Genomic DNA, 24,358 nt, shown 5'->3' with positions numbered 1-24,358 from the left:
CGGCGCGTCTCCCCCGCGCCGCCACGCGGCGTCATGCCTTCGTGCCGTAGAGGTAGAGCTCGTGGACCGAGAGGTAGTTGCCCGTCGTCGACTTGGTGTCGACGAACTTGATGTAGCGGGCCGACACCGAGTTCAGGGACACGGTCAGCACGCCCCCGGCGATGTACGAGGACGTGTCCGGGATGCTCAGGACCGTGGCGTAGGTGGTGCCGTCGCCCGAGACCTGCACGTCCAGGCCGCGCGGGCAGTCCCCCGGCGACAGCGACGAGTCCCAGATGACCCGCTGCAGCGAGTACGCGGCGCCGAGGTCGAGACCGTAGTACATGCCCGCCTGCTGCAGTGCGTCGCTGCTCCACCGGGTGGACGGGTTGCGGTCGTACGCGTTGGCCGCCCCGCCGGTACCCGGGTTCGTGAACGGTCTCCAGTCGGTCGTCGGGATCAGCCCGGATCCGCTGCCGGCCGTGAACGCCGCGCCCAGTCCGGCCGCGAGCGCGGCGGCGATGCCGGTCTGGGACGGCAGCGCCAGGTCGGCGGGCCAGCCGAGCTGGTCGATGACGACCCGCCCCTTGCCGACCGTCCCGACCCACAGCGCGCAGCCCGCGACGAATCCCCGGGTGCTCTCCGCCGCGATTCCGTACTTGTTCTGCTCGACGCCCTTGGTGAACGCCGTCCAGTCCACCGCGTGGCTGCGCGCCGCCTCGACGCCGCCGTCGCCCCGCACCGTGTACTGCAGCAGGTCCAGGTTCGATCCCGGCCAGTCGAGGTCCGCGTTGTTCAGGCCGTCGGTGACGGGCGACGTTCCGGTGACGACGGCGCCCCGCCTGTGCGCGGCGTCGACCGGGTTCAGGGTGAGGCCCGAGGGCAGCACCTTCGACAGTGTGGTCAGAGACGAGGGCTGCAGGCCGTTGACCCAGAGCGTGCCGCCCTGCCGTACCCAGTCCCGCACCACCCCGGCGGCCGCCGCGACGTCGGCCAGGGCCGGCTCGTTGCCCGCGGACGCGTCAACGACCGCGATGTCCACCGCGGCGAGGGCCGCCGCGTCGACCGTGGTGATGGCGGTGGAGGTCACCTGCGCCGCGGTCAGGGTCGCGGGAATCCGGCCGGCCTTGGCGATGACCCCGACTCGCGCGCGCGGCGCGGCCGCCCGGCCGACCAGGTGGTCGACGATGTTGCGCAGCAGGATCGCCGCGATCGGCTCGTTCGCGGCCGCGGCGATGACCGGAAACTGGCAGAGCAGATAGGTGCCCTTGCCGTACGGCGCCTCGGCCAGTGCGCTGAGCGCCAGGGCCGGCCCGACGTCGGCCAGTGAGGTCAGGCTGCCGAAGCGCGGCTTGACGATGGCGGCCGCCACGACCTGGTCCCCCGCGGTCTGCCACCACCGCAGGTCGTCGCGGGAGATGTCGGCCAGCACGGGGTGATGGGGCGCGGCGACGTGCGCCACCGTCTGCGCGGAGGCCGCCACCGTGGTCGGCCACGGCAGCAGTTGCGGCATGGTCTGCCGGGCCAGCACCAGTACCCGGCCGCCGTCCTCGACGAACTTGGTCACCGCGGCCGACTGGTCCGCCGTCGCCGACAGCACGGCGCCCTCCCCGATGACGAGGATCTCGTCCGCGGCGGGCAGGGCGCTCAGGTCGGTAATGGACCGTACCGTCACGCCGAGGGCGGACAGTGCGGCGCCGGTCGCGCCGCCGCTCGGTTCGAGGACCGTGGCGGCGATCCGGCCTCGCGCGGTGGGCTTGGCGACCGTAGCCGGATACAGCGTCAGATCGGAGCTGTCGGCGTACCGCTCCTTGCCGTCGACCGACACGCTCACCCGCCAGGTGGCCCGCACGGTGCGGGTCACTTTCGGCGCCGTCAGCGTCGCGGCCAGGTCGACCGGGCCGCCGGCAGCCGGTACCGTCACCTCCTTCGACGACTTCCGCACCTTGCCCCGGGTCCGCAGCGACCAGGTCACGGTCACCGTCGCGCCGTCGGCCGACGGGTGGTAGACGGCGAGGTTCTTGCTGATCGTCGACCCGGACCAGTAGTGGGCCCGGTAGTCGCGGGCCAGCGCCGCGGTGGGCTGCAACGCCCGGGCCGCGGCGTCGTGGATCGCGTTGGCCTGCCAGCGTGGCAGGTCCTCTTCGAAGCCGGGGTTGAGCGTCGCGGCGTACCGGCCGACCTGGGCGAGTTTCGGGCCCTCCGACTCGTCGGGTGGCAGCGACTCGCGGGACGGGTCGAACGGCAGCGGCCGCATTCCGTACCACACGATGTTCCACGGCGAGATGCCCGAGATCCCGGCGTAGCGGAAGCCCTCGATCTGCGCGCGAACGATCAAGGCGTGCGCCCGCCACAGGCCGTCCAGATCGGCATAGGTCTCCGGCCCGCCGATCGCGCTGACGTCCGATGGGTTCGCGTAGTACATCGAGCTGAACTCGCCGAACAGGAAGGGCTTCTTGTGGTCCCAGTCGCCCGCTCGGGACCGGCCGGGCGCGAAGGCGTACGCCGACTCGGGGATCGCCGTGTTGCTCTTGGTGATCTCCAGTGGGTAGTGGGTACTACGGAGATCGCCGGCACCCTGAGGGTCTTCGTCGCCCTCGAAGTAGATCGGTCGTGTCGTGTCGAGCGCGGCGACCACCGGCTTGAAGGCCGCCACTTGGGCCGACCATGACTGCCCGAAGGCGGCCAGCATCTCGTTCTCCGCACTCCACGCGATCACCGAGGGATGGTTGCGGTCACGCCGCACCCGCCGGGTCAGGTGCGTCGCGCAATTGGTCCAGAAGTCGTCGGCATGGAGCGCGTAGTTGCCCGAGGACCCGTAGATCCCGGACTCGGCGACCAGCAGCATGCCCATCTCGTCCGCCACGTCGTAGAAGACCGGCGGGTACGGCATCGCGTGCAGGCGCACGTAGTTCACCCCGGCGGCCTTGGCCATCGTGAACCACGTCTTGGCGTAGGCCCGGCTGTTCTCGATCGAGCCCATGTAGTGCCAGGAGTCGCCGCGCAGGAGGCACGGGGCGCCGTTGAGATAGAGGGTCTGGCCGTCGACCCACACCTCGCGGAAGCCGAACCGCACCGTTTTGGTGTCGATCACCGGCCCGTCCTGCGCGCTGCGGACGTTGATGGTAAGGGTGTAGAGGTGCGGGTCGTCGGGGCTCCACAGCCACGGCGAGTCCCACTTCCGGGTGAGCCGGACGACGGCCGAGCCGCCCCTCGCGACCTGGGCGGGCAGTTGGGAGCGCACGATCGTGCGGTGCCCGTCGGGGACCAGGTGCTCGACCCAGACCTGTGCCGCCTGCGGACCGGCGTTGGCCACGGTGGTCTCGATCCGGATCTCACCGTCGCGGACCGACGTCACGACGAAGGTGTCATCGACGTGGACCGGCGCGCGGGCGAGCAGCCAGACGTCCTGCCAGATTCCGGCGCAGGTCTGGCCCCACCAGGAACCGGCCGGGAAGTGGTACCCGTCGGACTGCCGCGCTCCCGCGTTCGGCGAGCGCACGAGGACGTGGATCGTGTCGGTACCGCCCCAGGTGACCGCGTCGGTGACGTCCGCCTCGAACGGCAGCAGCCCGTCGGTGTTCTGCGCGACCTGCGTGCCGTTCCAGTACACGGCCGACTCGAAGTTGACCGCCTCGAACCGCAGGATGATGCGCTTGCCGCGGGCGCTTGACGGCACCCTGACCGTGCGGCGGTACCAGGCGACGTCGACCTTGTCCCAGTCGGCCGGCGTCTTGAACAGGTCGTAGGCGCCCCAGGACGTGTTGAACGAACCCGAGGTCATGTTCCACTCGGCCGGAACGGGAATCGTCGCCCAGCCCGAGTCCGGTGGCGGGTAGGCGGGGGTGCCGGTGGCCGGCAGGAAGTCCCACGTACCGTTCAGCGACTCGAGGACCCGGCCCTCGTCGGGGCGGCTCTGGGGTTCCAATGCGCTGTCCGCCAGTGCCCTTCCGGACCGGGGAATGCTCCAGAGGGCGATCGTGGCGGCACCGGCGGTCAGCAGGTGCCGCCGGGTCGGCCCCGCGGGCGAGTGCGCCGATGCTCCGCGGGTATGTGCGGCATGCTTGTCCATCCGGGCTTCTCTCCTTGTGGTCGCCGCCTACGCGGGTCGCCGGGTGCCCATCGGGACGCCCGGCGACCCGGCAGGTCGGGTCCGGTATCTCGGTCGCCGCCGGCGTACGGGGACGGTTTGCCAGGTGGTGGGCCGCGACCCGCGCCGCCTCGGCCGTCAGGACACGACGAGGTCGAACTGCTCCCACTGGCCGATCGACGTGCGGTTCGCGATGAGCGCGGAGGCGCCCGCGTTCTCCGCGGTGACGTACATGTTGTCGGCCAGCGCGAACAGGCTGACGGTGCCGCCCGCATTGCGGATCAGGCGGAACGTCTCCCACTGGCCGATCGCCGTACGATTGGCGATCAGCGGGGACGCCCCCGCGTTGTCGGCGCAGACGTACTCGTTGTCGGCGTGGGCGCGCAGCGCGATGTCGCCGCCGCCCGCGTCCACCATGTCGAACTGCTCCCACGGGCCGATCGACGTGCGGTTCGCGATCAGCGGGGAGGTCCCCGCGTTGTCGGCGGTGACGTAGTCGTCGTCGGCGCGGGAGCGCAGGCTGATGACCTTGAGGGTGCCGCCGGTGACGACGGGCTGGGTGGGCCGGGTGGCCGTCAGGCCGATCTGGCCCTTGAGCATCCGGCCGCCGTCACCGGTGAGCCGCAGGTAGTAGTCCGACGAGCAGGCCGTACCGTCCTCGTCCAGCGCCCGCAGGCCGGAACCGGACGGGACCATGGCGGCGTTCTCGGCGGTCTTGGCGATCTGGTTGCCCTCGCCGTACTCATCGAACATGGAGATGTAGACGCCCTGCACCCCCGCCCGGACCATGTTGTAGAACTGGCGCCACATGAAGTCACCGTGCGCGCGCTGCTGCGGCACCGACACGTCGCCGGGCAGCACGCACGGCTGGTAGTCGATGCCGTGGGCGTTGCAGTACGCCTGGTCGGGCACGGTGTAGGTGGTGTAGGCGTTATCGGAGTCGGCGGCACTGCCGATCGCGCCGACCATCCAGGGGCTGATCATGTTCATCGCCAGGTAGACACTGTCGTACCCCGAGCGGCCACCGCTGCCGCCGACGTGCCATTCGCGCGGCACCCCGCCGATGACGTAACAGCCTTGGCCCTTGAACCAGTTGACGACGTCGAGGCAGGCCGACGCGCTCCAGGGATGGTTGGAGTCGTTGAAACCGAAGCCCCAGATGCACACGACCGGCTTGCCGTTCTGGCGCGCGTACGCCGACGAGGCCGTGTACGCGGACATCTTGTTCGTCCAGTCGGTCTTGATCTCCGACTGCATGTTCGTCCAGCCGGTGACGTCGTACATGATGTAGAACTTCACGCCGTTCGACTCGGCGGCGCTGCGCACCTTCTGCGCCATCGCGTCGCGCGTGGCGCCCTCGCCGCCGTTGGGGTTGAAGCGCTGCAGGGCGGCGGTGTCGCAGCCGTACTGCTTCATCCACGCGAAGTGGGTGTCGACGGTCTGCTGGTCGTAGGAGGAGAACAGCGTCGCGGCCCCGCCGCCGTTCAGGTCGGCGTACGCGGTCGGGTACGCCTTGGCGTACTCGCGCATGTCCGGCCAGGCCTTGATGTTGTTGTTGGACGGCGAGGGCGCCTGGCTCCAGTTCTGGCTCCAGTGCCACCAGCCGTTGATCGGCGCACCGTCCCCGGCGCAGGCGAACCACCCCTGGTAGCCGACGGTGATCTTGCCGACCACGTCGCCGGCCGGGCTGGCGGCGGCCGAACCCGCGGCGGCGGGTCTCACATCGATGCCGAGTGCGGCCAGGCCGACGGCGGCCGACCCGCCGGCGGCGAAGCCGCGGATGAACGCGCGGCGTGACATTCCCATGGCGACTCCGTTCATGTCACTTGTCGTCGGGGCAGAGGTGGAGGGCGAGGACGTTGTCGCCGGACACGGTCACGTGGACGCGCCCGATGGTGCCGGTGTCGCCGCCGTTGGCCAGGCGGAAGTCGGTCCCGGCGTTCTCGCGGTTGCCGAAGGCCGCGTCGTCGACGGTGAACGTCGCGGTCTTCCACGTGTCGGTACCGGTCTTGGCGACCGGCGGGCTCTGCTTGTAGGCCCCGTCGGTGGAGTCGTATTGCAGGCTCCAGCTGCCGGCGCCATGGTCGTAGTAGTCGATCGTCACGGTCGCCGTGTAATGGCCGCCGGGGACGATGGTGTTGTCGACGTCGAAGTACTCGTAGGGTGAGCCGTCCGTGGTGGAGCGCCCGGAGCGTCCGCCGACGGTGACGGGCGTGGTGTGGCCGTCACCGTTGTCGCGCAGCCGCAGCCCGCACTCGGTGTCGGTGGCACCGAGTGTGTCGCAGGCGGTGGCGGCGCCGTCGGCCGCCGGTACGGTCACCACGACCGTGCCGCCCGGCAGCGTCGTCCCGTCGGCGGCGTGGAACATCACCTTGACCGGGTGGTAGCCCGACGCCGTGCCTTGCGCGACGGCGATCGTCGCCGGCACGTGGGCGGTGCCGGCGTGCGTGAGGTCCAGGGTGCCGGACGAGGGGGTCACACTGACCCCGGCGACATCGGAGGTGGCCGTCCAGCGGACCTTGCCGGCGTGCCCGGCGAGCGCGGAGACGCCGACCGTGGCCGGCAGGCTGGTGCCGCCGCGGGTCACCTGGGTTCCGGTCGGGGTGATGTAGCCGATCGCCGGCACCTCGTGGGCCCGGTAGGACGGGGGCGCGGCCTTGTCGCCGGTGGCCCAGTGGGTGTCGGGCCGGGTGGACAGGTCGATGTCCAGCGCGCCGCCGCTCGTGGCGAACGACGCGGGCAGGGCGGTGGACTCATGCGGCCGGCCGTTCAGCCGCATCGCGGTGACGTACGGCGCGTCGTCGGCGGCCCGCGGCGCGTTGATGGTGATCTTCCGGCCGGTGCCCAGGCTGATCACCGCGCGTTTCACCAGCGGGCTGTTCAACGCCAGGGTCGGGGTGCCGGGGGTGGCCGGCATCATGCCGAGGGCCGCCCACACGTACACCGAGGACAGTGCGCCGAGGTCGTCGTTGCCGGGGAGCCCGTCCGGCGCGTTCGTGAACAGATCCGTCTCGATGCGCCGGGTGACCTCCTGGGTCTTCCACGGCTGCCCGACGTAGTCGTACACCCACGGCGCGGCGGTGTCGATCTCGTTGCCCGCCCAGTCGTACGGGTCGTTGCCACCGACGTTCAGCTCGCTGAAGAAGTCGTCCAGCCGCGGGATCACCTTGTCCCTGCCGCCCATTGCGGTGACGAGACCCGCGAGGTCCTGCGGGACCAGCCAGTTGTACTGCGCAGCGTTGCCTTCGTCGTAGCCGTCCTGGCCGAAGACCCCGGCCGGCGGTCTCTGGAAGCCGGGACCGGCGGGGAAGGCGCCGTAGTCGTCGCGCGGCCGCAGGTAGCCCGTGCTCGGGTCGAAGATGTGCTGCCAGTTCTGGCCGCGCTCGGCGTACTCGGTGGCGGTGGCGCGGTCGCCGATCGCCGCGGCGAGCCGGGAGATGGCGAAGTCGTCGATCGCCCACTCGAGGGTCTCCGACGCGCCCTGCAACCCGTGGTCGCCCTGGGAGTCGGCGTTGTTCGGCGCGTACCCGAGCCGGACGTAGTCCTCCACGCCCGGCCGTTCCACCCAGCCCCAGCCGATCTTCTGCGACCGGGTGGCGCCCTTCTTCATGATGGGCAGCGCGCCGGCGATGTCCACTCCCCTGGCGCCGAACGCGACGTACTGGGCGAACAGTGGCACGCCGTTGTCGCCGTTCATCACGTTGCCGGTCATGTTCTGCGCCGGCCACTTCGGCCACCAGCCGCCCTGCTGCTCGGCGTCGCGCAGCAGCGAGTTCGCCATGTCCCCGGCGCGGTCCGGGTACAGCATGGCCTGCAGCGGCGCCAGCGACCGGTAGATGTCCCAGTCGGAGAACATCTCGTACTGCGTGTGCCCGGCGGGCACCCGGTGGACGGCGTCGTCGAAGCCGATGTACCGGCCGTCCACATCGTTGAAGACGCTCGGCGCCTGGAAGCACCGGTAGAGCGAGGTGTAGAAGAGGGTGAGCTCGTCGGCGGACGCGCCGCCGACGGCGACCTTGCGCAGCAGGGTGCGCCACGCCGCGCGCGTGTCGTTCTGGACGCGCGCGGCGTTCCAGCCGGGGATCTCGGCCGCCGCGTTCTTCGCCGCGCCGGCGGTGCTGACGTACGACAGGCCGATCCTGGCGGTCACCGTGCTGTCGGCGGACGTGTCGAAGGTCAGGTAGGCGCCGGAGCCGGAGCCGGTCGCGCTCGACGAGCCGGGCGTGACCGTGCCGCCCTGCCAGGTGCCGTGCGCGGTGAACGGCCGGTCGAAGGCGACGTCGAAGTAGACCGTGTACTTGGAGTTGTTGCACAGCCCGTGGGCCGTCGCGGTGCCGGTCAGTTCACGGTCGCCGACCACCTTGACATCGGCGGCCAGGTCGCCGCCGAGGCTGGTGCCCGACTTGACGAGCACCTGGGCCTGGCTGCCGGCCGGGTAGCGGAACGACGCGATCCCCGTCCGTTCGGTGGCGCCCAGCTCGACCTGGACGTTGGAGTCGGTGAGCCGCACGGAGTACGAACCGGGCGCGGCGTGCTCCTCGTCGTGCGAGAAATGCTCGGTGCGCCCGGCCGGGCTCGTTCCGATCGCGCCGGTCACCGGCAGGATCGGGAGGTCGCCGAACGACGAGCAGCCACCCGAGAAGTGGGTGAGGCTGAAGCCCTTGATGGCGTCATCGGTGTAGGAGTAGCCGGTCGGCCCGGACGGCGTGTCGGGACTGAACTGCACCATCCCGAACGGCGCCGTCGCGCCGGGGAACGTGTTCTCCCAGTCAACGCCCTTCTTGGTGCCGATGAACGGATTGACGTAGTCGGTCGGATCGGGCACCGGCGTGGCCGGACCCGGTCGTACGGGCGTGACGGCGACCGCGGACGGGGCGCCCAGTACGCACACCGCCAGTCCCATCGCCGCGATCCCGAGCCCTCTCCATCTGCCGCTTCGTGGACGCACCACGAGCCTCCTGGTCTTTCGGCCGCGTCGCTCGCCGGGGGAGCACGCGAGGTGGTTCCAAAGAAAATGACAACGTTGTCACCGACGTGTTCGCTGAGACCGCGGTGACCGCGACGGGAACGATGGGGCCGGGCGGTCGGCGGTGACGCCGCCGACCGCCCGCCCGCCTTCAACCGCTATCAGTCGGTCGCGACGGCGAAGACGTGCATCGCGTTGGCGCCGCTTCCGCCCGTGCTGACGTTGGGCAGGGTGATGAACTGCACCTTCTTGCCCGCCTGCAACTTGACGGTGGACATGTAGAGGTGGACGGTCTGGTTCACCTTTCCGCTGTTCTTGCTGTTGATGTAGGGAAGGGTGGCGACGGTGTCCCCGCCGCTGGACCACCAGTCGGGGAAGGCGATCGAGAACGGCTGAGTGGTGCCGTCGGTGTAGGTGATCAGCCCGCTGCCCGAGGCGGTGCCGTTGTTGGCCGTCCCCAGGAAGGCGAGGTTGGAGCCCGCCCCGGAGAAGTCGAACGCCTGCCCGCCGGCAAGGACGTTCTCCGGCTTGCCCGCCGGGACGTCCGGCCAGGTGAAGGTGAACCCGCCGTGGGCGACCTTGCCGCCCGGCGTGATGCCCACGCCGGCGAGGGCCTGGGCCGACAGGCTGAACTCGCCGCCGTCGAGAGTGCCCGCCGACGGGTCGGCGTCGTCGGTGATCCCGACGTTGTCGTAGGCGGCGGCCAGGGACGCGTACGGGATTCCGACGTTGGTGGTCGCGGCGCCGCTTCCCTCGCCGCCCTGGGCGGCGTAGGTGACCTTGGCCTGCAGGTCGTAGCCGTTGCGCGGTGCGTCGGCCGGGACCTTGACCGTCCAGGTGGTCTTCACCGTCTGACCGGCGGCGACCTGGGCGAACGTGGCCGGGGAGGTGGCCTCCGCGGTCCAGCCGTCCGGCGTGGTGAGCGACATCGTCACGTCGCTCAGCGCGTTCGGGCCGGAGTTGGTGAACGTCGTCGTGGCGGTGAGGGTGTCGCCGGGTTCGACGGTCGAGGGTGCGGTGACCGAGTAGGGGTACTTGGCGGTGATGACCGCCGAACCGGTGACCCCGCCCACCTTCGCGGTGAGGGTCGTGACGCCGGAGCCGACCACCTTGACGTGCCCGCCGGCGTCGACCGTGGCCACGTGCGGGTCGCTGCTGCCGTAGTGGACCTTCGCGTGGGTGAGGTCGACGAAGGACTGGTCGTTGTTGACGGCCTCGACGATGTTGTCGGCCGTCACGTTGAGGTTGCGCTGCTCCTTGCTGTGGTCGGTGTCGTCCTTGATCCACTGGTTCTTGCCGGTCAGGTCGATGGTGTCACCGACCTTGTACTGCACCGATTCGGGCTGCACGGTGACGTACTGGACCTTCGGGGTGATCTGCCCGGTGACCTTCACCTCCGGCGCGGCGGTGATGTCGGCCGCGTCGGCCCCGACCTGGAACCGGTAGGTGCCATCCGGCACGAACGAGCGCATCGCCTTGGCGTCCCAGACGGCCAGGTCGGCGACGTTGACGGTGAGGGAGACGCGCTCGGTCGCGCCGGGCCGCAGCACCGCGGTCTTCTTGAAGCCCACGAGACGTTTCTTCGGCATCTCGAGGCCGGGGACGCCGAACGGGGTCGCGGCGTACAACTGGGCGACCGTGGCGCCGGCGACATGGCCGGTGTTGGTGACGTCGAACCGGACGGTGACCTTGCCGTTCGCGGTCACCGAGGCGCCGTTCGCCCGGATGTGGGAGTAGGCGAAGCTCGTGTAGCTCTTGCCGTAGCCGAAGGGGTAGGTCGGGGTGCCGGTGAAGTACTGGTAGGTCCGGCCGATCCCATCGGTGCCCGCCGTGGTGATGTTGTAGTTGGACATCGCCGGCAGCTGGGAGTCGTCCTTGTACCAGGTGAAGTTCAGGTGCCCGGCCGGGTTCTGCCTGCCCGTCAGCACGTCGGCCAGCGCGGTGCCCTGGCTCTCGCCGTTGAAACCGCTGAAGACGATCGCGGGGAACTTCGCCTGGACGTCGTCGATCTTGACCGGGCCGCCCGTCTGCATCACCAGGGCCATCTTGTCGTTGCCCAGGGCGGTGGCCTGGTCGATCAGCGAGTGGTAGTTGCCGGGGATCGCGAGGGTGGTCCGGTCCTTGCCCTCGTCGGCGACGCCGTGGTCGGTGCCGACGAACACGATGACCAGGTCCGCGGACTTGATGTCGGCCTTGGTCTGGTCGCTGAGCACCGCGGGCGTGGTGGCCGTGGTCGAGGTCTTGGCGTCGTCGAAGACGATCGAGGCGTCCGGGTTGGCGGCCTTGACCGCCTCGGTGATGCCCTTGACCGCGCTGACCTGCAGCGTCGGCTCACCCGAGTAGTTGCCCAGGTTCACCGTGTTCGCCTGGTCTCCCAGGATCACGACCTTGTTCAGCTTCGCGGCGTTCAGCGGCAGAAGGGGGCTCTTCGTCCCTGGCACATCGTCGTTCTTCAGCAGCACGAGCGAGTTGTCGGCGACCTTGGTGGCCAGGGACTGGTGCTCGGGGCTCTGGATGACATCCTTGGTGATCTTGGTGTACTTCACCCGGCTCGGCGGATCGAACTCCCCGGTCTGCATCCGGACGGTGAACAGATGCACCAGCGCGGTATCCACGACGCCCTCGCTCAGCACACCGGCGTCGATCGCGTCCCGGATGTTCTGCGCGGTGGCCTCGTCACCGGTGCAGTTGACGTCGGTGCCGGCGCGCAGCGCGTACGCCTGCCCGCCCGCCTGGCCCGACAGCTTCGCACCGGTCGCGGTGTTGGTCCAGGTGGGGTTGCCCTGGTGGTCGGTGGTCCAGCCGGGCGGCGCCCAGTCATGCCCGCCCGGTGGGAGACGCCACGTCGTGCCGACCGCGCCGCAGTCGGAGGTGATGTAGCCGTCGAACCCGTACGTCCGCTGGGCGAGCTGGTTGACGGTGTAGGTGTCGGCGACCGCCGGCGTGCCGTTGATGGCGTTGTAGGACGTCATCAGCCCGGACACGTGGTCCTTCTCGATCAGGTGCCGGAACTGGGCGGTGTAGTACTCCCGCAGCGTCCGGTCATCGGTGTCCGAGCTGATCCCCGTGCGGTCCTTCTCGGTGTCGTTCAGCGCGTAGTGCTTGGCGGTGGCGGCGACCTTCAGGTAAGGCGTGGTGGGCTTCCCGGTCTGCGTCTGGCCCTGGTAGCCGTTGACGAACGCGCCGGCCATCTGCCCGGCGAAGTACGGATCCTCCCCGAAGGCCTCATCGGTCCGGCCCCACCGCGGGTCCCGGTCCAGGTTGACGGTCGGCGCCCAGTACGTCAGCGAGCCGTAGTCGCTCTTGTCCGGGCCGAGGTTGTTCTGTCCTATACCCCACAGCGACTTGTCCAGGAAACCACGCGCCTCATCGGAGATGGCCGTGGTCTCGTCATAGATCAGCTGGGGGTCCCACGACATCGACGAGGCGAAGTTGGTCGGGAAGCTGGTGGCGTGCACGCCACCGGAGGCCGAACCGTGGTTGCTGTTCGCCCCGAGCGAGTTGACGCCGTGCTGGCCCTCGCTCCAGTAGGTATAGCGCTGGACGCCCAGCCGCGGGATCGCCGGCGCGTCGTTGGTGTGCAGCTGGGCGGCCTTCTCGTCCAGCGTCATCCGCGAGACCAGGTCCGCGGCTCGCTCCGCGAAGGAGTAATGGGTGTCCAAGTAGATCGGCGTCGTGTCCGCCAGCGCCGGCGGCGCCGAGATACCGGCCAGACCGATCGCGCAGGCGAGCGAAGACGCGGCGGCCACAAGGGTGCGCCGCCACGAGGACTTGGGTTGTGCCATCAGGGTGACTCCTGATCATGAAGCTGGCGGAGGTGAACCATGCGCCGTCGCCGACGGCGCTACCGTCCTCCCTTCGTGGGTCGAGCCCCGACCGGACCGGAGCGACTCCCGCGTACGGTTGCACGACAGCGCAGCATTGCCAGGTTTAGGCGTACATTGCGGGGTTGTTACCTGACCGAGGACATAGTTACGATGACATTACGCACAAGTCAACCGAATGTCCGCGTGCGGACAGCTTCATTAGCCTGAATCCGAATGAAGTGCGAGGGTCAGCGATCGATACCCCACTGAACCTGCGTGAGGTGGGCCGGCTCCGGGTCCTACGGGCGCTCTTCGACACCGACAGCACGAGCCGTACCGAACTGGTCCAGGTCACCGGCCTGTCCCGGGCCACCGTCTCCTCGCTCGTCGCGGACCTGCTGGCGGCCGGTCTGGTCGAGGAGAGCGAGCCGGACGACCAGGCCCGGCCCACCGGCCGGCCCGCACAGATCATCACCGTCCGGGCCTCGGCGGCGTACGCCGTCGGAGCCGACATCGGTCACCAACATGTCCGGGTGGCGCTGTGTGACCTGAGCGGGACACCCATCTGGAACGACGCCGTCGCCACGGAAGTGGACCGGGCGCCCGGCAAGACGCTCGACCTGGCCGCCGACCTCATCCACCGCGCGCTGCGGGAACGGAACGTCGACGCGCGACGGGTGCTCGGCCTCGGCGTCGACATCGCCGCCCCGGTGCGCGACCCCGATGGAGTCCTGGAGGCGCACGGGATCATGCCCGGCTGGGTCGGCGTCCAGCCCGGCGCCGAGCTCGAGCGGCGCACCGGCCTGCCGACACGGCTGGCCAACGACGCCAACGCGGGAGCCCTCGCCGAGCGCATGTACGGCGCGGCCCGCGACGTCGACGACATGATCTACATCCGGCTGTCGGCCGGGATCGGCGCCGGGATCATCTCCGGCGGCCGCCACCTGCGCGGCTCCGGCGGCCTCGCCGGCGAGATCGGCCACATCCGGGCGACGCCGGACGGGCGGGTCTGCCGGTGCGGCAACCGCGGTTGCCTGGAGACCGTGGCCAGCCCGATCGCCATCGCCCGTCTCCTGGAAACGAGCTGGGGGTATCCGGTGGCCGTCTCCGACCTGCTCCCGCTCATCAAGAGTGGCGACCGGGGCGCCGTCCGCGCGCTGGAGGACGCCGCCGAGGAGATCGGCCGGGTCCTCGCGAACCTCGTCACCATGCTCGATCCGGAGCTCATCGTGGTCGGCGGCGACCTGGCGGCCGCGGGTGACCGCCTGTTCCAGCCGATGACCCGCGCCATCCGCCGCTACGCGCTGGCGCCCGCCGCCGAATCCGTCCGGGTCACAGGCGGGCGTCTTGGCGACCACGCGGAGGTCCGCGGCGCCGCCGGCATGGTCCTCGCCGACGCCCCCCGTGTCCTCACCGCCACCCTCGCCCGCTGACCGGGAGCAGGGACGCGGACCACGTCCCGGAGCGACTGTCGGCCGGACGTGGGCCGGTGCCGGCGTGGCCGAATGGGGGCCCGGCGACGTAGCGTCGAAACCATGAGCGTCGACGAGGTCCTCATCGAGACGGACGGTCCCTTCGGGATCATCACCATGAACCGCCCGGAGCGGCGCAACGCCCTGTCCCTGTCGCACATGCGGGGGCTGACGGCGGCGTTCCGCCGGGTCGGGGAGACCGACGCGCGCGGGATCGTGCTGGCCGGCAACGGCCCGGTGTTCTCCGCCGGGCACGACTTCGCCGATCTGGCCGGTGCCGACCTCGCCACCACCCGGGAGATCCTGCTCGCGTGCCGGGAGCTGATGGACACGATCCACGCGGTGCCCCAGGTGGTGATCGCCCAGGTGCACGGCGTGGCGACGGCGGCCGGCTGCCAGCTCGTGGCCGCCTCCGACCTGGCGGTCGCCGAGCGGACCGCGCGGTTCGCCGCCCCCGGCGGGAAGGGCGGCTGGTTCTGCCACACGCCGATGGTGCCGATCGCGCGCAACATCGGGCGCAAGCGGGCCATGGAGATGGCCCTCACCGGAGACGCCATCGACGCCGCGACCGCCCTCGAGTGGGGTCTGATCAACCGAGCCGTGCCCGGGGAGGAGCTGGAGAAGGCCACCCGTGAGCTGCTCGAGCGCGCCACGCAGGGCAGCCCGCGCAGCAAGGCGCTCGGCAAACAGGCGATGTACGCCCAGCTCGACCGGCCGGAGGCGGACGCGTACACGTACGCGATCGAGGTGATGGCCGCCGCGAGCCAGACGCCCGAGGCGCGGGAGGGCATGCGCGCTTTCCTGGACAAGCGCACCCCCGAGTGGCCGGCCTAGGGTCCAGGTGGACGGCTGACGCGGTGGTCCCGTTCTCTCCCGGTCACATGAGGACGACGTGGAGCCGAGCGAGCCGGCCGCGTGACCGCCACGGTCTTGCTCGGCCGGGGGCTGCCGGGAAGCGGTTTCCTTCCGTCCGGGCTCCCCGCCCTGTCGCCTCTGAGAGCGAGGAGCCCGGACCGGCCTTCGGTCAGCAGGTGAGCGTGGCGCCCGCCCAGTCGGCGTGGTCGTAGGTGTTGCCGTCGCCTCCGTCACCGGTGACCAGGTGCAGGGTGGAGCGGCCGGTGACGTCCACGTCGATCGTCGTGGCGGCTCCCGAGGTGAGCGTGCCGGTCGAGGCCAGGGTCACGCCGTCGCCGACCACGGAGAACGTGACGCTGCCCCGCCCGCCGGTCTCCGCGTCCACGCCGACCGCCGCGGTGAAGCGGGTGCAACCGGACGCGTTGACGGTGATGTCCCCGGCCGCGTGGGCGCCGACGCCCTTCGGGTACGACGCACCGCCGACGGTCAGGACGCCGCCGTCACCGGCGGCCTGCTCGCCGTTGGACTGGTCGTGTTCGGCCGGGCCCCAGCCGTTGGTCGCGGTGGTCCACGAGAGGTTCCGGGCGGTGCCCGGCGTACCGCAGGTGATCTGGGCGCCGCCCCAGTCCGCGTGGTCGTAGTCGACGCCGTCACGGGCGTCGGTGACGCGCAGCTCGAGCGTCCGGGCACCGCCGGTCGGCACGACGAGCCGGGTCGCGGCGCCGTACGACTTCACGTCGCTGTAGCCCAGCAGCCGGCCGTCGCCGTACACCGCGAACCGGACGCTGCCGTGGCCCGATCCCGCCTCCGAGTCGATGCCGACGTCGGCGCTGAACCGGCTGCAGGATCCGCCCAGCCACAGGTGGACGGCCGAGTCGGCGTGCGCGCCGATGCCCTTCGCGTACGTGGTGGAGCCGATCGTCAGCGTGTGCCCGTCACCGGCGGCCTGCTCGCCGTTCGAGGCGTCCCGCTCGACCGGGCCCCAGCCGTTACTGGACGTCAGCCAGGTGAGGTCGCTCACCTGGTAGGTGCCGGCGGGGCGGGCGGCCTGCGGGGTCCCGGCCCGGGTGACGCGGTACATCACCACGCCGTGGCTCGGCACGCTCGCCGCGACGCTCCCCGTACTGGTCGAGGTGGCCCCGCTCCACAGGTCCTTCAGAGCGTACGAACTCGACCCGCCCAGCCCGAGTTCCGCCGCGCTCGTGGTGATGGTCGCGGTCGAGCCGGACCGGTTGAGGAGTACGGCCGCGACCGAGCCGTCCGACATCGGCTTGGCCCACACCTGCAGGCCGCCGCCGAGGTCGCGCATCCGGCGGCCCTGGGAACCGCCCCAGTCCTGGTCGACCGCGATCACGTCGGTATTCGTGATGACGGCCTTGGTGGCGGCGCTCATCGAGCGCAGGTCGTTGCCGAGGATCAGCGGCGCGTTGAGCAGCGCCCAGAGCGAGAAGTGGGCACGGTACTCGGTGTCGGTCATGCCGCCGTTGCCGACCTCCAGCATGTCCGGGTCGTTCCACGCGCCCGGGTGGGAGAACGGCTCGAGTCCTGCCTGCTGGTCGAGGATCGAGGTCATGCTCGCCCAGGAGTCGCTGATGTCGCCGGTCGTCCGCCAGAGGCTGCCGCCGGTGGCCGGGCCGAAGATCCACGGCTGGTCCTGACCCCAGTTGCAGAGGCTGTACACGATGGGCCGGCCGGTGGCCTTGAGCGCGTCGCCCATCGTCTTGTAGCGCTGCGCGCCGGGCCGGCCCTGGTTGTTGCAGTTGTCGTACTTGAGGTAGTCGACGCCCCAGGTGGCGAAACTGGCGGCGTCCGTGGTCTCGTGGTCGAGGCTGCCGGGCAGTCCCTGGCAGGTGGCGATACCGGCCGACTCGTAGATGCCGAGCTTCAGGCCCTTGCCGTGGACGTAGTCGGCCACCGCCTTGATCCCCGACGGGAAGCGGGTCGGATCCGCTTGGAGACGACCGGCGGAATCCCGGGTGCCGGCCATCCAGCAGTCGTCGATGTTGACGTACTTGTAGCCGAGCCGGTCCAGGCCGGCCGCGACCATGGAGTCGGCGATCCCCTCGATCAGGGATTCGTTGATGTTGCAGCCGAACTTGTTCCAGCTGTTCCAGCCCATCGGCGGGGTCTGGGTGGCGACGACCGGCGTCGCGGCGGTGGCAGGGGGCGGGTTCAGGCCGACCGTGCCGACGGCCAGCACGAGAAGAGCACGGAGGATTCGACGCATGGCGGGGCTCCAGCGTGACGGGGGCTGCTGAGCGAACGCGTTCGAAATCGGGGCGCCGCCTTGTTTGTACCTGGTCGGCTTTGTTCGAACAAGAGCTGATCGCGGCCGGACAAGGCCGTCCGCGACGACAGCGCCCGCCGGACGCGACACCCCGGCGCGCGCCCCCTGCCCGGCCGCTCCGGAGGCGGCCGTCAGCCGATGCGGACCGGGAGCGTACGGGGACCGCGGACCTGACCCGCCGCCCACGTGACCGCGTCCGGGTCCTCCAGGGTGAACGCCGGGATCCGCTCCAGCCAGACCTCGAGGGCGACCCGTAGCTCCATGCGCGCCAGGTGCGAACCCACGCATCGGTGGACGCCCAGGCCGAACGCGGCGTGCCGGTTGACCTCCCGGTCGATGACGACCTCGTCCGGCCGGTCGAACTGCGCGGGGTCGCGGTTGGCCGCGGGGAAGGACAGCAGCACCCAGTCCTCGGCCTTCATGTCCACGCCGTGCCAGTGCATGTCCTCTTTCACCAGCCGCGCCATCGTGACCGGAGCGTACGCCCGCAGGAACTCCTCCATCGCCGTCGGCAGCAGCCCGCGTTCGGCGACGAGACGCTCGCGGTCCGCGGGCGTCTTGGCCAGGTGCCACAACGAGGCGCCGATCGCGCTCCAGGTCGTGTCGATCCCGGCGATCAGCAGCAGCGCCATCGTGCCCGCCACGTGCGACGGCTCCAGCTTCCGGCCACCGAGTTCGGCGTTCAGCAGGTGAGTCGTCAGGTCGTCGCGGGGGGACTCGACGTGGTCGCGGATCTGGAGGAGCAGGTAGTCGAACAGCCGGTCCAGCCGCGCGATCCGCTCCTCCGGCGGCAGGTTGACGCCTTCGAGCGTGTTCTCGACGAACTCCCGGAAGCGCGGCCCCTCCTCCTCGGGGAAGCCCAGCAGGTCGGCGATGACGCGCACGGGGATGTGCTGGGCGTAGTCGCGTGCGGCGTCGACGACGTCCCGGCCTTCGAACGCATCGATGAGCGAGTGGCAGAACGCGCGGGTCGCCGGCTCGAGCTTGGCGACGGCGGTCTTGGTGAACGCCGGGAGCAGCAGCTTGCGCGCGTGCTGGTGGAACGGCGGGTCGGAGGAGATCGGCGGCACGGCGCCCATCGGGGCGATCTCTCGCGGCGGCCGGAAGTTGCTCACGACGACCGACCGGGAGGAGAAGCGCTCGGTGTCGTAGGCGATCGCCGCGACCTCCTCGTAGCGCGTCGGCAGCCATCCGCCGCCGAACCGCTCCGTGCGGGCGATCGGGCAGCGCTGCCGCAGGTCCTCCTGGATCGGGTACGGGTCCGCGGCCCACTCCGGTTCCACGTGGGAGAAGTCGGTCGCCCAGTCCGCGACCGGGCCGGTGACGATCTCGTTCCGGATGCCGAGAGGCTGGTCCCCACCCGCGTCCCGGTAGTCCTCGGTGAACCGGTCGTCTGCCGTCATGTCAGTCCCCTTCGACCAGACCGATCGCGCGTTCGGGACAGTTGACGGCCGCGCGCCGCGCGTCCTCCGCCTCGTCCGGCGGCACGGTGCCGTCGCCGAGGACCGTCCCGAAGCCCTCATCGTCGTCCCCGAACAGGCCGGGGGCGAGGTCGTAGCAGCGGCCGTGCCCCTGGCAGCGACCGGAGTCGATCCGTACCTTCACTGTGCTTCTCCCTCTCACCGCTGACGACGGCGCTGAGCCCGGACCCTCCCAGCATGCCGTGCCCGCCGTCGCGCTCGCTCACGACCCCGTTCGGGCCGCCGCACCCGGAGCGGACGGAACGGCGTGGGGGTTCCGGCGGCGCACGACGGCCCGGCCGCCCTTGGCCGGGGCGTTGGCGATGCCCCGCGAGTGCCATCGCTCGTCCGGCTCGGCGGTCGGTGTCAGCGTGAAGTCGCGCAGCACGGTGCGCAGGACGACGTTCATCTCCATGCTCGCGAACGCCGCGCCGATGCAACGCCGCCGGCCGCCGCCGAACGGGATCCACTCGTAGAGGTCCGGCCTGGCGTCGAGGAAGCGGGAGGGGTCGAAGGCGCGCGGGTTCGGGAACACTGACTCGTCGGTGTGCAACAGGGTGATGCCGACCAGCACGGTGCACCCCTTCGGCAGCGTCCACCGGCCGAGCCGGTAGCCGTCGACCTTGACGTGGCGCCCGACGAGGTCGATGACGGGGCGCGTGCGCTGCACCTCGGTGATCGTCGCCTCGCGCAGCGCGCCGCCGCCCGCGTCGGCCTCCTCTGCGAGGTCCCGCAGGATCGCGGGATGGCGGCGGAGCCGTTCGACCGCCCAGGCGAGGGTCGTCGCGGTCGTCTCGTGCCCGGCGACGAGCAGGGTGAGCAGCTCATCGGCGATCTGGGCGCGGCTCATCGGCGAGCCGTCGTCGTACCGGCTCTGCAGCAGCAGCGCGAGGACGTCGTCGCGTCCGTCGAGGTCCTTCCCCGCCGTCCGGTCGATCAGCCGGTCGACGATCGCGTCGTACCGGCGGCGCGCGATCCGGAACCGGCCCCACGGGCTCCACCGCCCGAGGTCGGTCTTCGGAATCGGCAGCACGGCCAGCCGGGAACCGTAGGCGACCCACGGCGGCAGCATCTCCCGCAGCTCGGCGAGCTCGGCGCCGTCGGCGCCGAAGACCGCGCGCAGGATGGCGTTGAGGGTGATCCGCATCATCGAGGGCAGGGTCGCGAACGCCCGGTCCTCCGGCCAGGACGCCGCCTCCCGTACGGTCTCCTCCTCGATGATCTTCTCGTAGACCGCCAGCCGGCGCCCGTGGAACGGCGGGACCAGCAGCTTGCGCTGCTTGCGGTGCTCCTCCCCGGTGAGGGCGAAGAGCGAGCCGGGACCGAGCACCCGCCCGAGGTTGGGCTGCAGGTTCTCGATGAGATCGGGACCTTCGGTGAACAGCTGCCGGATCTCGGCGGGATCGCTGATGACCACCGCGCGGCCGAAGATCGGCACGTTGACGGTGAAGGCGTCACCGTAACGGGCGCGCAGCCGTTGCATTCCGCGCGCCCGAGCGGTCGCCGCGAACGCGCCCTGCACGAACCGCGGGGACGACGGGCCCGGCGGGAGCGTCACGGTCGTCATGGAGAAGCACCCCTCTCGCGTGGTACGCGGTCGTACCAAACGGTACGCCGATGTACCATCCGGTTCAAGGGCTCGCCCCGACGAGAGGTGACAGCGTGACGACCGTATGGCGACCGCGCGCGCAGGCGGGGGGGACCACCGCCTCCGACGACCCCGGCGGGTTCCGCCGGCGACTGCTCGACGGGCTCGCCGCGTCGATCGTGGAGAAGGGATACCGCAACACCACGGTCGCCGACGTCGTGCGCCGCGCGCGGACCTCACGGCGCACCTTCTACGAGCACTTCGCCGACAAGGAGGAGTGCTTCATCGCGCTGCTCACCGCCGCCAACGCCGAGATGATCCGGCAGATCTCGGCCGCCGTCGACCAGACCGCCCCCTGGCCCACCCAGGTCCGGCAGGCGGTCGAGACGTGGATCGCGTGCGCCGAGTCCGAGCCCGCCATCATGCTGAGCTGGATCCGTGACGTGCCGTCCCTCGGCGACGCGGCGCGCCGCCTGCAGCGCGAGGTGATGGAGGCGTTCATCACGGTGATCCAGACGTTCTGCGACACCGAGGAGTGGCGCGCCGCGGGGGCCGGGCCGGCGTCGCGGCAGGTCGTGGTCATGCTGCTCGGCGGGCTGCGCGAACTCACCGCGACCACCGTCGAGGACGGCGGCCGGATCGGCGACATCACCGAGGTGGCGGTGCGGTCCTCGATCGCCCTGCTCGCGCCGCGCACCTCGGTGTGACCGGCCGCCGGCCCTCGGACGGAATCGTCACCAGGCCGACGGCGCCGGCGGCGCGATGACCGGCGGGTGGTCGTCGCAGGTGATGGTGTTCGGCAGTTCCCACGGCGCGAGCCAGGGGCCGGTCGTGCCGCCGCCGGAGTTGCCGCCCAGATCCGTCAGCGTGAACTCCGAGCCGGTGGACGGGAAGTTGAACGACCCGCAGTTGTTGACGCCGACCGCGCCGACGTTGCGGGCGACGACGTTCTGGAACGACGCGGACCCGGCCGCCCGCGCGCTGACCACCGAGGTGCCCGTGCCGTCGATCCGGAGGTCCTTGAAGTGGACGTTGGTGATCGAGTACCGGTCCTTGACCGGCCAGTCGCTGACGAACATGATCGCGTTGTAGGTGCTGTCGAGGAAGTGGTCCCCGGCCACCTCGATGTCCGCGTCGATGCTCTTCTCGAGCGCGTAGAACCAGACGGCGCCCAGGCCGATCTTCCAGTTCAGGTCGTACGTGCCGGAGCGGACCGTCGTGTTGTCCGTGATCGACAGGCGCCCGGTGAAGGCCTCCGCGCCGAAGCGGGACCCGGCGTGGATGGCGCTGCCCTCCCGGATCGGGTCGGCGACGAGGTTGTCCGAGACGGTGTTGTCGGCGCCGCCGTAGATCGCGACACCGTTCGCCAGGACCGGTGTCTGCACCGTGTTGTGGTCGAACGTGTTCCGGGCGTCGGCGGTCTTCTCGGACCACATGGCGAGGCCGTCGTCACCGGTGTTGCGCAGGAAGTTGCCGGCCACGACCGAGTTCGTGACACCGGTGTGGAAGTTGAGACCGTCGGCGATCTGGTCGGCGATGACGTTGTTCGTGACCCGCAGGTTCGTCATCGGCCCGTCGAACCACATGCCCACCTTCGTGTGGTGGACGTACAGGCCGTCGATCGTCGAGTCGCTCATGGCCCCGCCGACGCCGTTCACCTGGTCGGTGTCGACGCGCTCGCGGACGTCGCCCTCGATCGTGAAGCCGGACAGGTGGACGTCGTGGCTGCCGCCCGCCGACGCGTCCTTGCCGTAGAAGCCGACGCCGGTGTGGACGGAGCCGTCGGGGGCCGGGGAGCCGAGGGCGACCTCGTGCCCCTTGATGATCGTGTACCAGTTTCCGGCGCCCTCGATCGTCACGTCGTCGACGACGATGTGCCGGTTCACCTGGTACGTGCCCGGGGGAACGTAGACCTTGAGCCGTGCCCGCTCGGCGACGGCGATCGCCTTGTCGAACGCCGCCGCGGAGTCCCGCCGGCCGAGCGGGTCGGCGCCGAACGCCAGCACGTTCGCCGCGCCGGGCACGACGTGCGGCGCCCCGACGAACTGGGAGTCCAGCAGGTCGATGACCGTCCACGCCGCGTTGCTCCCGGCCGGGACCGTCAGCCGCACCTTGTCGCCCGCGTGGTACGTGCGGCCGAGCAGGAGCCGCTGCTCGTCGTAGAAGTGGCTGGGGCGGAACGGTTTGGTGATCGTCGGGGCCGGCGTCGTGGCGTTGGGCACGCAGGAGCACTCGGTGATCCACCAGTCGGGGTGGAGCAGGCCGGCGTTCGGGTCGTTCGAGAACGGATACTGGTTGTACAGCCACGCGTACTGGGAGGTCAGCGTCATGGCCTTCCGCTTCGCGCCGTTCACCGAGACGTCGAGCGGCGCGGTGATGCCGCCGCCCTGCGGCGCGTCCGGGATGCTGTAGCGGACGGTGAGGGCGTTCGCCCGAGCGGGCAGCGTGAACTCGACGTACTGCCCCGGCGTCAGCTTGACGGCCTTCCGGCCGGACGCCTCCGAGGGCAGCGTGTACGGGGTACGGTCCGGGCCGATCACCGTGCCGTTCGTGCGGGCGTTCTCCGCCTCCTGTTCAGCGAAGTCGACGTTCGCGCCCCGGCCCGCGACGAGGGACGGGTCGAGGGCGGCGCGTGTCACGACCGGGGCGGCGGCGTCGCGCGGTACGGCGTCGGCGTCGGCGAACGCCGTACCGCTGAGCCCGACGGTGGCCGCGGTCACCACCGCGACCGCGGCCGCGATGGACCGCGACGGCCGGCCGTACCACCTCATGACAGGGCCTGGAATGCTCCGTGACATCGAGTGCTCGCTTCTCTCGGAGGGCTGAAGAAACGGTCGAGACGGGTGGACGGCCACCATTCGGGTGAGGCGACACTAAACCGCCGTTGCCCCCTCCACAAGGTTCTTCGGACGACTTTTCGGCGTCTTGTCCACTAGAACCGATCTTCTGCTTCTTTCTTGCATTCATTTGCGACGGCGCGGCCGCCGTACGGCCGCGCGCACGGGTCCGGTGCAGGGCGCGCCGGTAGCATCCGTAGGTAAGGCCGATCCCGACGACAGATGCGGTGGCATGTCCGTTTTCAGAATCGATGAGCTCGCCCATGCCGCCGGTTCGACGGTGCGCAACATCCGGGCGTACCAGGATCGCGGGCTGCTTCCGCCGCCCCGGCTGCAAGGTCGGGTCGGGCTGTACGACGAGTCTCATCTGGCCCGGCTGCGGTTGATCGGCCAGCTCCTGGGCCGGGGGTACACCCTCGCCACCATCGCCGAGCTGATCTCGGCCTGGGAGCGCGGCCGGAACCTCAGCGACCTGCTCGGCCTCGAGAAGGTGCTCACCGACCCCTGGTCGGACGAGATCCCCGGGCACCTGGACGCCGCCGAGCTCGTCAAGCTGTTCGCCGTCGATCCGGAGAGCGCGGACGCCCCGGCGCTTCTGCGGCTCGCGGAGGAGCACGGCTTCCTCGAGGCCGAGGGCGACGACCGCTACAAGGTGCCCAGTCCGCGGTTGCTGCACGTCGGCACCGAACTGGTGGCAGCGGGGATTCCGCTGCCCGCGGTGTTCGAGATCGCCGGACGGATCCGGGAGGACTGCGCGGTGATCGCCCGGCGCTTCGTCGACCTGGCGCGCGCCCACGGCGACCTCAGCGCCGAGCGCCTGGTCAGCGGTGAGCAGATCGCCGAGGCCGCGGCGTTCGTCCAGCGGCTCCGGCCCCTCGCGCAGCTGGCGGTCGAGGGGCTGCTGGCCCGCTGCATGGAGGCCGAGGTGCGCGCGGCACTGGGCGACGAGCTCGCCGCCGCCGTGGCCCGCGACACCCGCCGGACGCCGGAGGCCGCCGAGGGCGACAAGGGCTGAGGC

General features: G+C 70.8%; 13 protein-coding genes. 4 read left to right on the top strand and 9 right to left on the bottom strand.

The window, feature by feature from the left end; genetic code table 11:
- Positions 1–31: 31 nt before the first annotated feature.
- The 4 genes from AB0L00_RS21785 to AB0L00_RS21770 all read right to left on the bottom strand — a co-directional run bounded on the left by AB0L00_RS21785 (position 32) and on the right by AB0L00_RS21770 (position 12,820).
- Positions 32–4,051, bottom strand: coding sequence for a sugar-binding domain-containing protein (locus AB0L00_RS21785; RefSeq protein ID WP_364436949.1), 4,020 nt, complete (start codon positions 4,049–4,051; stop codon positions 32–34).
- A 156-nt stretch (positions 4,052–4,207) separates the two neighbouring features.
- The gene (locus AB0L00_RS21780; RefSeq protein WP_364436946.1) at positions 4,208–5,875 is read right to left on the bottom strand and encodes a glycoside hydrolase family 71/99-like protein; all 1,668 of its coding nucleotides are present in this window, start codon (positions 5,873–5,875) and stop codon (positions 4,208–4,210) included.
- Positions 5,876–5,891: 16 nt separating this feature from the next.
- Positions 5,892–8,972 (bottom strand): GH92 family glycosyl hydrolase, encoded by a 3,081-nt coding sequence (locus AB0L00_RS21775; RefSeq protein ID WP_364436943.1) that lies wholly within the window; start codon positions 8,970–8,972, stop codon positions 5,892–5,894.
- A 224-nt stretch (positions 8,973–9,196) separates the two neighbouring features.
- The gene (locus AB0L00_RS21770; RefSeq protein ID WP_364436940.1) at positions 9,197–12,820 is read right to left on the bottom strand and encodes a glycoside hydrolase family 3 C-terminal domain-containing protein; all 3,624 of its coding nucleotides are present in this window, start codon (positions 12,818–12,820) and stop codon (positions 9,197–9,199) included.
- A gap of 302 nt (positions 12,821–13,122) precedes the next feature.
- Here AB0L00_RS21770 and AB0L00_RS21765 point away from each other — a divergent pair, with 302 nt between their 5' ends.
- Positions 13,123–14,274 carry an ROK family transcriptional regulator gene (locus AB0L00_RS21765; RefSeq protein ID WP_364436937.1) on the top strand — a complete coding sequence of 384 codons (1,152 nt, stop codon included), beginning with the start codon at positions 13,123–13,125 and terminating at the stop codon, positions 14,272–14,274.
- Between the two features lie 102 nt (positions 14,275–14,376).
- Positions 14,377–15,147, top strand: coding sequence for an enoyl-CoA hydratase-related protein (locus tag AB0L00_RS21760; RefSeq protein ID WP_364436934.1), 771 nt, complete (start codon positions 14,377–14,379; stop codon positions 15,145–15,147).
- Between the two features lie 190 nt (positions 15,148–15,337).
- Here AB0L00_RS21760 and AB0L00_RS21755 read toward each other — a convergent pair whose 3' ends face one another.
- From AB0L00_RS21755 to AB0L00_RS21740, 4 genes are all read right to left on the bottom strand, one after another.
- Positions 15,338–17,395 (bottom strand): NPCBM/NEW2 domain-containing protein, encoded by a 2,058-nt coding sequence (locus AB0L00_RS21755; RefSeq protein WP_364436931.1) that lies wholly within the window; start codon positions 17,393–17,395, stop codon positions 15,338–15,340.
- 191 nt (positions 17,396–17,586) lie between these two features.
- Positions 17,587–18,858, bottom strand: coding sequence for a cytochrome P450 (locus tag AB0L00_RS21750; RefSeq protein ID WP_364436928.1), 1,272 nt, complete (start codon positions 18,856–18,858; stop codon positions 17,587–17,589).
- A 1-nt stretch (position 18,859) separates the two neighbouring features.
- Complete coding sequence (locus AB0L00_RS21745) at positions 18,860–19,060, bottom strand: ferredoxin (RefSeq protein WP_364436925.1); 201 nt, start codon at positions 19,058–19,060, stop codon at positions 18,860–18,862.
- A 78-nt stretch (positions 19,061–19,138) separates the two neighbouring features.
- On the bottom strand, positions 19,139–20,482 hold the full coding sequence (locus tag AB0L00_RS21740; protein WP_364436923.1) for a cytochrome P450: 1,344 nt from the start codon (positions 20,480–20,482) through the stop codon (positions 19,139–19,141).
- Between the two features lie 95 nt (positions 20,483–20,577).
- Between AB0L00_RS21740 and AB0L00_RS21735 the strand changes: the two genes are divergently transcribed.
- Complete coding sequence (locus AB0L00_RS21735; protein WP_364436920.1) at positions 20,578–21,210, top strand: TetR/AcrR family transcriptional regulator; 633 nt, start codon at positions 20,578–20,580, stop codon at positions 21,208–21,210.
- A gap of 27 nt (positions 21,211–21,237) precedes the next feature.
- Here the strand turns inward: AB0L00_RS21735 and AB0L00_RS21730 are convergent, their stop codons facing one another.
- A complete protein-coding gene (locus AB0L00_RS21730; RefSeq protein WP_364436917.1) occupies positions 21,238–23,274 on the bottom strand; it encodes a glycosyl hydrolase family 28-related protein in 2,037 nt (678 codons plus the stop codon).
- 298 nt (positions 23,275–23,572) lie between these two features.
- Here AB0L00_RS21730 and AB0L00_RS21725 point away from each other — a divergent pair, with 298 nt between their 5' ends.
- Entirely contained in the window at positions 23,573–24,355 is a 783-nt protein-coding gene (locus tag AB0L00_RS21725; protein ID WP_364436914.1) for a MerR family transcriptional regulator, read from the top strand.
- The last annotated feature ends 3 nt before the right edge of the window (positions 24,356–24,358 follow it).

The sequence above is a fragment of the Actinoallomurus sp. NPDC052308 genome (assembly GCF_040679195.1).
GTDB classification, from domain to species: Bacteria; Actinomycetota; Actinomycetes; order Streptosporangiales; family Streptosporangiaceae; genus Actinoallomurus; species Actinoallomurus liliacearum.
Note: the sequence above shows the minus strand (reverse complement) of the source record. Positions and strands in the feature narration are given on the sequence as shown.